The organism is Colwellia psychrerythraea (assembly GCF_000764185.1).
GTDB lineage: Bacteria > Pseudomonadota > Gammaproteobacteria > Enterobacterales > Alteromonadaceae > Colwellia > Colwellia psychrerythraea_B.
Window position 1 is genome coordinate 1 of record NZ_JQEC01000073.1, and the last position, 12,581, is coordinate 12,581.

3 protein-coding genes are annotated in these 12,581 nt (G+C 39.2%); all 3 read right to left on the minus strand.

Going from position 1 to position 12,581, the window contains the following annotated elements; genetic code table 11:
- On the minus strand, positions 1-2,903 hold a 2,903-nt coding region (locus GAB14E_RS00965), incomplete at its 3' end, for an amino acid adenylation domain-containing protein (protein WP_033084136.1).
- A gap of 507 nt (positions 2,904-3,410) precedes the next feature.
- Positions 3,411-7,088, minus strand: a complete 3,678-nt coding sequence (locus tag GAB14E_RS00960) for a condensation domain-containing protein (protein WP_033084516.1) — start codon at positions 7,086-7,088, stop codon at positions 3,411-3,413.
- On the minus strand, positions 7,088-12,568 hold the full coding sequence (locus GAB14E_RS00955) for a type I polyketide synthase (protein WP_052094128.1): 5,481 nt from the start codon (positions 12,566-12,568) through the stop codon (positions 7,088-7,090). Before GAB14E_RS00955 ends, GAB14E_RS00960 begins: the two co-directional genes overlap by 1 nt.
- Positions 12,569-12,581: the final 13 nt, after the last annotated feature.

Consider the following 12,581-nt stretch of genomic DNA (forward strand, 5'->3'; position numbering starts at 1 on the left):
TTTACTACTTTCATCGCCAGTAACGAATGCCCCCCGATAGCAAAAAAGTCATGGGTAGTTCCTATGCTCATCGAAATATTCAGTAACTCCTGCCACATGACCACTAACTTGCTTTCTATCTCGGTGCCCGGTGCTACATAACCTGCACTGCTGTGCTCCATCGCCCAATCAGCCAGGGCTCGTTTATTGAGCTTGCCGTTAGACAAGTAAGGAAACGTTTCAACTTCGATCAACTGATGTGGCACCATGTATTCAGGCAATACGCTTTTCAGCATTTGCATTATTTCAGTTGCACTCGCTTTAGCTTCAATGATAAATAATGATAAATTATGGGACGAGGCACTGAAAATACATTTTGCTTGCTCGGCCAACCCTGCATTTAATACCAGCATTGTTATTTCATCAGGCTCTATCCTGAAACCATTTAGCTTAACCTGATCATCAAGTCGCTCCAGATACATCAGATTATTATCCGCCAATACCCGTACATGATCTCCGGTTTTGTAATAGTTTATTTGACTGGCTTCACAATAATGCATCGCCTCGTCGGTTAAGTCAGCTTGATGATAATAACCGTTAAACAGCGAGTCTCCTGCAATTTGCAACTCTCCTGATTCCCCTTTAGCAGCCTCGGTGCCATTTTCTTTAACTACCCGACAGCTCAGGTTATTCACCGGATAACCAATCGGCACAAAATCGGTGATTAGGCGCTCGTTAAAACGCCAAAAAGTGGCATCAATACAACATTCCGATGGCCCGTATAAGTTAACAATTTCACAGTTAAATACGCTCTGTGCCCTTCTTGCTGTCAGCATTTTTAACGCTTCACCACCACAAAATATGGTTTGAAGATTATGCTCATAGCCATCAAAACTATCTTCCGTCATAACCTCCAGTAACGAAGGTACTATTTGCATCCGGGTTATATGCTGCTCTGATACAATACGTCTAAATAATGACGGCTCATAGTTGATTTCGCTTGGGGCTATCACCATAGTCCCACCGACCAGCAGTGGACTCCAGAATTCCCAGATGGACGCATCAAAACTCGCCGATGTTCTTTGTAGAAAACGGTCTTGGGGCTTAAATGAAAATTCCTGGTTTATCCAGTTCATATGATTTAACAATGCTTTGTGGCTTATGCTAACACCTTTGGCTTTACCTGTTGAGCCTGAGGTGAATAAGATGTAGGCCAAATCGTCACTACCGATTGTTATGTCGGGTGTTGTTATGTCATAGCGCCCTAGTTCCAATGCGCTATAATCGATAGCTTGACACCCTTCAATAGAAAAATCGCCCTGACAAATAAATGCCTTTGCCTGTGCATCTTGTAACATGGTATTGATACGTTGTACGGGTAATTCAACATCTATCGGGATATAAGCGGCACCCGTTTTCATTACCGCTAGCATGGCGATAACAAATTCGATGGAACGAGTAAGGCAAAGTGCAATGGCATCACCTTTGCCAATGCCTGTTCCTATCAAGTAATGCGCCAGACGATTCGCACTGGCATTGATGTCACTTAAAGAGGCCATATCACCACCAACCTGAGTTACGGCTGCATCAGGGATATTAAGTGCCCTTTCGAATGATTTCAATACAGTGACATCATTGCCCGTAGTTACTTGTTTGCCCATCGCTTTGTAGCTGGGGGGGGGGGATATTTTGTTACCCTGAATGTGATCAACCAAGTTAGATTTGCACGAGGTAAGAAAATAATTTAATGCCTGTTCATCAATAAAATCACTATCGTAGGTTAACTGCAAACGGGTCGCATTGCCCTGGGTGATTAACATAAATTGTAATTTAAACGCTTCGGGGAAATAAGCAACTTGCTCTATTGTAGCTGCCGACCCAGAGGGTCTGTCTATACTATCAAAAATAAAGGTAAAACCGTCGTTTTCATGTGCATGCTCCTTTGCGAAACATTCACTGTAATCTATCGCCAACGCACTGCAATCACGTTCATTTTCAACGGCAATGTCGAATGAATCCGACACGTCGGGAAATAAAGGCACAGCCCGACTCAGTGGACCAATCGCTTCAGCCAATGTGCTATCGCCGCGGCTATCAAAGACTCTTGCCAATGAAGCCTCTTTTGAATATTTGGTGAGTGATAATCGTAAACTTGCACAGATAACTTCGGCTACCGTCGCCTGATGTTGAGAGGCGTAACTGTCGAGGTGATCAAATACATCACCCAGCTCAACGCTGGCAAAACTATACTGTCTGGTTGACGACTCGATAGTTGAAGCGTGCATATAACGCTGTAATGAAAACGGCTGTTGCAACCCCGCAATACTTTTATCCTTAGTCCAAAAGGCACGCGCATCAAGCAGGTCATCATCGAGCAGAAAATCAGCCAGCCAAGGGGCTAACTCAGCATACTGAATAATATCTTCATGCAGTCTTTCAAGACTCTGTTTCAGGTTACCATTACCGGCACTAAGCAAAAGGTCGAGCAGGTAATTAAGAGAAAAAGCATCGGTATTAATACCAGATAACTCCAGATATAACCAACAGGTATCGCCCATATCCGCCAACACTACTCGATGCCAGGGCGTTGATGAACCACAAGATTTTAGCTCATTGGTGATGTTGTTTTTTTGTTCAGCTATTTGGATTTCATCAAGGTGTTGCCAATTCAATTCGATAAAGTTAACAGCTACTTCTGATGAAATATTTTGCCATAAAGCACCTAACTCATCTAAATGGTAATGAGTACGCAGAATTTCAACACCATAGAGCAGTTTTTGTAAACAGACTTTAATATCCTGAGCCTGTAAAGTTCCATCGAAAACAGCACTAATAGTGGCAACATCAAACGACTTCTGCGAATTATTGTTCAGTTGCTTCCAATAGGTATGTTGAATTGGGGAAGCCAACACTTGGTTATTCATTTAAGGTATTCCTTATTTGTTCTTACTCTTTTGATTAGAGTAAGGTTCAAATTTATTTAATTTTCTGACCCAGACGATGTTAAATATTTCACATCGTCATTCAGAAAATATTGATACATTGATCGATTATTAACTTACTGTGTAATTTTTCAAAAATTCAATTATTGGCACATTGTTCATTAATATTGGCTGAAATATATACTCAAATAAGTATTTGCATAGTCAGAGCGTCAGCAGACTTTAGGTCTAGATATAATACATGGAACTATAAGACCATGGTTTACATAGATGACTCTATTTGTTTTAAATGAATACTGCCTAGTTTTGAACTATTAATGTATTTTTTCGTAAAATACAAAAAAATCGAATTCCGAGTTTGTTAACAAAAATTAATCTCATGAGTGAGATCTTTTTATATTACAAGATCCGGAAATTCTTTTTTATTTAGATATAACTCAGGAAAATTTTCCTAAAGAATAAACAATTCTAAAAAATTGTCAATATTTGTCACCTACTTTTCAATGGCATAAATTTACGTTTAGCCAAACGTATTTTACTTCGTGTTTCTTGCTTTAACTTATCCTTAAGCATCATAAGGGTTAGCTTTTTCTGTTCTTTAATATTCAATATCAACAAGTTTAAAGTACTAGCTAACCTAGTGATAGCAGCGAGGTCAAATTTATTGTCATCAAAATTCCATATTCCGTCAAATTTTCCAGGTTCTACGTTATTTATTTGCAAAACAATCGAAAAATCATCCATATTATCATTACAAGAAACTTGTTCACCATCAGCTTTTAATGATTTAAAAGACAACATATAATCAAATAGTTTTGTGACATTAGTACGATGTACCTGATTATATTTATTAGTAATCCATTGCTGTTCGACAAAACCATATGGCAGCGTCTTATATATATTATTTAAGCTTTCATTAACAATACTATCGACACTTTTGCTATCTTCTAATTTATTGTGTACGAATATTTTACCCATATCATCAGCTGATAAGCCATAAACAGCGTTAACAACAACATTGCTGTCGATGTGTAAGGATAAAGCTATGGGAAAAATTGCCGCTAGTACCATAGCCATTGAAACATTGTGATGACTGGCCAATATTTCTAACGCCTTCACTGATTGATCAGTCAAAACAAATGGTGCACTTTTCCGTGTTACTTCAACAGATTTTGCAGCTGGAAAAAAATCAGCATCAGGAAAATATTTAACTTCATTGTTCCAATAGTCTATTTGCAATCCCAATAATTGCCTATTGACTTCGGCATTTATTAATAAGGGCATTTTATCTACTGACATGTAAATTTCCGGCAACATATAATGGGGTAAAATTTCCTTAATGCGATTTTTCAGCCAACTTACTTTGTCTGTATTTTCAATGCTACATTCTATACTACTTACTTTGAAACGAACAAAAACAACACCATTACAAATAGCTACTTGTTCCACCAATGATTGGCAAGAAATTACATATTCCAACTCCAAAACATTTCGTGTTATCCCTTTATCATCACAACTGATCAACTCAAGCGCACAGTCATTCAACTGTCTGACTTTCATTCCCGTATCATACAAGCCATTATCATTATTTGAGCTAGCAGGTTCTTTTTTAATGCCATCAATATATAAATCACCAATCGCCCCCGCAGGTGTTGGAGCCCCACCATAGTCGAGAATTTTCACCAGTGCAGTATCACAAACTTTACCAAGGTTAACAGACTTATTCGAATCTATCGAACAAACACTTACATATGAAAAAACACCTGTATTTAATACACTTATCACACTGTAGCTTTGTGCCCATTGCCACAGCAGGCTAGTGCAACTAGGCTCAGACGTAACTGCAATACGCTCAAGTTTATATGCATCATTAAAAGACAAATCAGCCAATATAGCCGGGGTAAATGTTGCATGAGTAACGGCTTTTTGCACTAATATTTTAGCCGTATTATGCTGCGGCCCAACCAAAACAAGTTTTGCCCCCGCCGTTAAACCAGCCAACCATTGTGTTACACAGAAATATGCCGTTTCAGGTAAGATTAATAATGACGACCGAGTTGTTAAGGCCATCTGTGTCTGCTGCCTATTAATCTGACTACAGGCATTCTCATGACTAAGTAAACTATCACAATTAATACTATCGCCAATTGCCGAATCGAGACCGTTTAATTGCGTCTGAACAGGGTCAATATTCCCATCTGAATAACCAGATAATTGCTCTATTTCAGGCATAATAATAACAGATACAGGTATCTGAGCCATATATCCAGGCTCTATCAAAATTTTCTTTCCCGCTAACTCATTTTCAAAATTATTTAACAAACTCTCGTGCCGTGAGGGATCATAATATCGATACATACCGCCGGCTTTCAATATGGCCAGCAAAGCGATATAACAATTTATATTATTTTCAAAGCCAACAAAAATCGTTTCTCCCGTTTTAATTCCTTGCGCCAGTAGATACCTTGCCAAACGATTAGCCCGAGCATTCAATTGCAGATAACTAATTTCACTGGTTTGGAATGTAATTGCTATATCATCTCCCTTTTGTGCAGCCAGCTGTTCGAATAATCCATGCACTGTATTCGATTGAGTAGGTTTTATCTCTGATAATTCAGTTTTTACCGACGACAGTTTTATCCGGTCTATGATCAGATCTGCATTATTTGCTATCTGCCGCAATACCAAATTAAAACTGTCGGTTATAGCTTGGATCGTTTGTTCATCAAACAGGTGGGTTGAATAAGTCAAACTAAATCCAATACCATGGTTAAACTCTTCAGCTACTATTTGCATTTCATATTTAGTGATAGAACTCTCAACTATCAGGCCTTGTATAGTCAGATCAGTAAGATTCAACTCAGATTTTTCATGATTTTGCAATGTGAACATTAATTGAAACAATGGACTGTGACTTAACTCACGTGGTGTTTTCATCTTATCAACAAGTGCATCAAAAGGAATATCCTGATTATCGTAGGCTTCCAGTGTATGTTTACGGTTTTGATCCAATAATGAGGCAAAACTCTCACCTTCACTCCACTGACTGCGATAAACAATACTATTAAGAAAATATCCGATAAGTGGTGCTACTTGATGATGAGTTCGGCCTGCAATTGGACTACCAATCACAACATCCCTAGTCTGGCTCCATCGTCCAAAAACAACTGACAAAGCCGTATACAACACCATAAATAGTGTCGCATTGTTAGCTTTGGCCATACCTTTCAGCGCATTCATACTGTCAGCTTCAACCAGCCAGGTATATATTTTACCATTAAAATCTTGTTGTGGCTTACGGGGCCTATCTAAAGGTAAACTATGATGACGTGGCGCACCAGCTAGTCGATTTTTCCAAAATACCAGCTGTTGAGCAATTTTTTCATCACTAAAATAACAGCGTTGCCAATGAGCATAATCACTGAACTGGATCTCAAGTGCCGGCAAAGGATTAGGAAGCTTTTTACAGGAGCTGTTATATAAGGTTACAAATTCACTGATCAAAATCCCCTGAGACCAGCCATCTGAAGCAATATGATGCATGGTAAATAGTAGAACATGCTCCTGTTGAGATAACACCAAAATTTTTGCTCTTAACATCAGATCAGACTGCAAATCAAAAGCCTTGTTCATCTCAATAGTAGCAAATTCTAATACCTTATCCTGCTGTTTATCTTTGGCATGTACACTAAGATCTAACACAGGTATTTCAACAGGCAATGCTGGTTGAATAACCTGACAGGCTTCACCATATTTTTCAATAAATACAGTTCTTAATACTTCATGACGTTCAACCAGTGTATCAAGCGCATTTTGCATTGCAGCCAGATTAAGTTTACCCGTCAAACGAAAAGCCGCATGAATATTATATTGACTACTACCACCTTCAAGTTTGTCAATAAACCAAAGTCCCTGCTGAGCAAAAGACAACGGCAGGAACTGATCTTTTTCAACAACCGTGATCACTGAAGCCTTATCTTCCAGTTGTTTTTTCAGCTCCTGTTGCAACAAAGATGCAACAATGCTGTCTTTGTTATCCCTGATCAATCCTTTAAGCTGATCAGGAAACGCCCCTTCCTCACTAATATAAGCCAGTTGTGAACCTTTCAAATACAATAGAATATTATGAGCTTGTGCCTGTTCGATAATACTATCTGCCAAGCTCATTAGAAAACCCCCTCATCAACAACTTTACCCGCTTCTATAAACTGTGTTTTTTTATCTTCAACTAAGGTATCAACTGTGGATACCGAGATTTTTTCAGCAATATGCTCGATCACAGGGCTTTCAAAGAAATCTCTGATCGAAAATATAGATTCATTAACAGAAAACACTTTTCGAATCGCACTAATTACTCTAGTAGCAACCAAAGAGTCTCCTCCAAGGTCAAAGAAATGATCTTCGATACCTATCAGGTCAATACCCAAAATATTTTGCCAAATAACAACCAATTTTTCTTCAACTTCATTGGTCGGTTTAACATAGTCAGTATCTAATTCGGGACGTTCATAAAGCACGGATTGATGAACTGTTTCGGTTTTGTCTATCCATTGGCTCAAGCGATAATCCAGCGAACCAGTAGAATTAATCAATTGTGGAAAGTAGGCGCCTGCCAGAACCTGCTCAAATGCCAGCTCTCCTTCTTCAGGTGTCATACCAAAGCTATTGCGACTTAAATCAACGTTGTCTGCTGACAAAAAGTTCCAACCGTCCCAGTTAACACTGATCCAACTATCATCACCCAAATCATGCTTTCTTTGCACAAAAGCATCCATAAATATATTAGCCGCCGCGTAAGCGCTAAAGCCCAAACCTCCCAATACCGAAGCCAATGACGACATCAGAATACAGAAATCTGGTTGACGTGTACTGAGCAACTCATTCAGTACCATAACGCCATTTACTTTTGAGCTATATTGTTTTTCAAAATCTTGTTTACCTGTCTCTATCAGGGCTTTCATTGAACCATGAAGCTGACCGGCACAGTGAATGACCCCATTTATTGCACCAAAGCGTTCTTCTACTGTTTCAAACAAAGTCTGCATCTGAACCAGATCCGCGACGTCAGCAGTAAGAACAGAAACATCGGCCCCTCTGGCTTGCATTATCTGAATTTGGTCTATTTTATGACAGATTGATTCTTCTGCCTGACTTTTCATTATATCGTCCCAATCTTCACCCGCGGGAAAGTGTGAACGTCCCACCAGTATCAATTTGGCATTTTTGACTGTTTTACTGATATATCCAGCCAATAACAGACCAATGTTACCCAGACCACCCGTGATCAGGTATACCCCGTCATCTTTGAGTGTCTTAGCTGCTGGCATGTCTGGTTCAATAACACCCGTTTCATACTGTTTCTCCCAGCGCTGGAAGCCTCTTAAGGCAATGCTTGAACAACGTTCAGGTACAAGCAATTCACCGATTATGTTTTGGCTCAAACTGACAATATATTCCTTACCATGATTGTGATGCAATTTAACATCAATATGATGACATTCAAGTTCAGAATATTCCTGTGGGGCAACCTTGCATAAACTGGTGATAGTGGCTTTTCCCGGAGAAGCTATTTCTTCACCTGAAATTTTTGCCACATCATTGGTAATAAAATCTATTTTACAATCATCAACCAACTCAGCATTGATTATCGCTTTTATAGTATATAAAGCACTTAAAGCACCACTTTCCTGATCAGACCAGAAATCTTCTATATCATATTTATCATTTTGGCCCACGGGTTCAATACTGGCAAAGTGAATCACTCGGGTAATTTTTGCTGCGCTACAGGCTGCACGAAGCAAGGCTAAATAGTCCGCTTCATTAGTTAAATCTAAGCTATATTCATCATCACTGATACGAGAAAAACTTTTTCCAGAGTATGCACGCAACACTCGCTGGCCAGCATTTATTAAAGATTTAGCCACTTCCTCTGCAACGCCTGAATCATCCATGATCAATAACCAACTCGAACTTGTTAAATTCTTTAATAGCCTATCTATTTTGATCAGCGGCTTTTGTTTCCATGTCGGTAGATTCCACCATTGATCCATTGGTAGTTTTTCTTCCTTATTCGTAGCCATACGCTGAGGATTTTTCACCGAGTTAACCCAATATCTGACTTTTTCATACGGATAAGTAGGTAAAGGAACTCTACGTCCGGGATGTTCATGATGGAAAGCCTGCCAGTCAACAGTTATACCATGTCCCCACAATTTACCCAGTGCATTTTGCAAGTTGACCATATCACAAACCGGCTCTTTAGGATGACGCATTGTCGATACCACAGTGTACTCTGCACTTCGGGGATTTTTCTTCGCTAAAGCTGACAAACTGATCCCCGGCCCGACTTCAATGAGTATTTTACTTTCATGTAAAAACTCTCTGTCAGCCAGAATAGTTTCAATACCATCTGCAAACCGAACTGTGCCTCTAAGATGTTCAACCCAATATTGCGGGTCTTGTACCTGCTCAGGAGTAATATAATTTCCTGTAACATTTGACACATAAAGTAAAGTTGGTGGCTGTAGTGTTATTTGCTCAATGACATTTTTAAAATCAGGTAAAATAACATCCATCATTTTTGAATGGAAAGCATGAGAAGTATGTAACGTCCGGTAATCAATCTCCTGTTCATCCAGTAAAACCTTCAAACGGTTCAAACTTTCATCACTGCCTGAAGCAACACAATTACTGACAGAGTTGATCCCTGCCAGACACGTACCTGTTTGGGTCAGCAATGGTTCCAATTGTTCAACTGTCATAGAAACTGACAACATACTACCCGGCGCAACCTTTTGCATCAAACGTCCTCGAGCACTAACCAATTTCAATGCATCAGAAAGATTGAATACTCCAGCCAGACAAGCAGCAACATATTCACCAATACTGTGACCTATCATGGCATCTGGTTCAATTCCCCAAGATTGCATTACTCTTGCTAAACAATATTCAATAGTGAATAACGCTGGTTGAGTAATATGCGTCTGATTGAGTAAATCGTTGTCATTTTCGACGCCCTGTATCATATGAGCGTCAGGATAGATAATATTAGTTAGCTGTTCACCTGATATGGAAAGTAATTTTTCTGCGCACAGATCAAATTGTGTTTTAAACAAAGGCTCTGTTAAATAAAGTTGTTGTGCCATGTTCACATACTGGGATCCCTGCCCTGGAAACATAAAGACTACAGAGGGACGTTCACCTTTGTCCCGAACAATTTTAGGTTTGTTTTGTAACAATTTAATAGCCTGCTCTACCGATTTACATGCAAAGGCCGTGCTATAGGCATGTTTAGTTCTGCCAAGCTGCAATGTATAGGAAATATCATGTAGGCTAATATTGCTTCCTTCTTGCAACTCTTGTTGTAAGAAATTTCGTAAATTATCACAAGCTACTTTAAGAGCAGATTTTGACATTGCTGATAACGGGAACAACCAAGTATCCCTAAGGGATGTACTTGGTTCAACAACTGGAGCCTGTTCAATAATAATATGGGCATTGGTTCCACCTACACCAAAAGAACTTACCCCGGCACGTCTTACATTATTATCACTATGCCAAGGTTTAAGCTCAGTGTTTATATAAAAAGGCGACTTATCAAAATTAATTTGACTATTGCTTTGTGTAAAGTTGATGCTCGGTGGGATCTGCTCATTTTTGATAGCCTGGATCACTTTGATAATACCAGCCGCTCCGGCGGCAGTATCAAGATGGCCTATATTTGCCTTAACAGCACCCAACGCACAGTAACCTGATTCCTGTTCCCCATAAGCTCTTTGCAAGGCTCTAAATTCAATAGGATCACCTATTGATGTGCCAGTACCATGAGTTTCAACATATTGAATTGTACTTGCATCAACGTTAGCCTTTTTCATGGCTTTTCTAATAACATCAGTCTGTCCGCCAACACTAGGTGCCGCATAACCTACTTTTTCCGCTGCATCATTATTAATCGCTGTGCCCTTGATGATTGCATGTATAGTATCTTTATCAGCCAGAGCCTTATCAAGACGTTTAAGTAATAAGACACCTGCACCACTACCTGCTCGTGTACCCTGGGCATCCTTATCAAAAGGACGACAATGTCCATCCAGCGAATCAATACCGCCTTCTTCAAAGTAATATCCCTTCGCTTTAAGTAAAGAAATACTTGAACCACCAGCCAAAGCCATTTCACAATCATTGAAATTCAGGCTGTTGCACGCTTGGTGTATACCAACTAATGCAGTTGAACAAGCAGTCAGTATATTCAGACTGGGACCAGTTAAGTTCAGTTTATAAGATAATTGGGTAGATAAAAATCCAGGACTATTCCCATAGTAAGTCATTTTTCCTGCATTGCGCAGAACTTCAGGATTATTTATGAGGTTTTCCATCATATATTTACTATCGGAAGTGCCGACAAAAACACCGACATCTCTGAATTTTGACTGATCACCATAACCAGCATGTTCCAGTGCATCAGAGGCACATTCAAACATAAATCTATGTTGTGGATCGAGTAATTCAGCTTCTCTTGGGGTGAAGGAAAAATATTTAGCATCGAAATCAGCCATGCCCTCAACCAGAGAGCCCAGCTTGACATAATTAGGATCATTCAGTGCACTTACACTGGCTCCGCAATCAAGCAACTGTTGATCTTCAAAGGTCTGAATAGATTCAAGTCCTGAACTGATATTTTGCCAAAATTCATCGATATTAGCCGCGTCAGGGAATCGCCCAGACATGCCAATCACCGCAATATCATTATCTTGCTGACGACCCGTATTTGTAGAGTCAGTATTTGCAGATTTTGTATTGACTGCCCGTTCATCAAGTTCATTTTCCTTTGTCAAATAACCAGACAGTGATTTAATCGTAGGATACTCAAATATATCAGTCAGCTCTATCTGATATCCTGTTCGGTCAGATACTGCTTTTTGTACTTCAATACTTAACAGTGAATTTCCGCCACTTTCAAAAAAGTTGTCATTAATACTAATCTTGTCCAATTGCAGAATTTCACACCAAATTACACTTAATTGACCTTCGATATTATTGTTTTTGCTGAATTTATCATTATGACCAAGCTCCACGTAGGCAATTTCGGATAATGATTTTTTATCAACTTTACCATTATTGGTTAGGATAAATTTGTCGACTTCGATAAACTTAGTCGGGATCATATATTCTGCCAACGATACCTTAAGCCAGCCTTTTAATTCACTTACTTTAGGGGCGTGCTGATTAATAGTATAATAGGCGACCAAGTGCTTTTTGATCCCTTCACCCTTAGCAAGCACAACAGCTTCTTTGATCTTATCATGACTAACCAACTGAGCCTCAATTTCACCCACTTCAATGCGATATCCACGCACTTTTAACTGGTCATCGACTCTACCGATAAACTCAAGATGACCATCGTGTCTATATCTTACCAAATCGCCCGTTCGGTAAATAATATCGTCCTGATTGGTTTGCTGTGAGTTTTTAACAAATTTATCATTGGTCAATTCATCATTATTCAAATAGCCGTGAGTAACACCATCACCACCAATATACAATTCCCCTATAGCTCCCAAAGGTATGGGTTGACCATTATATAAAACATAAAACTTTATATTATTAATGGGTTGGCCAATAGGTACCGCATGAACATCATACTCCAAATCTTGTAATTCT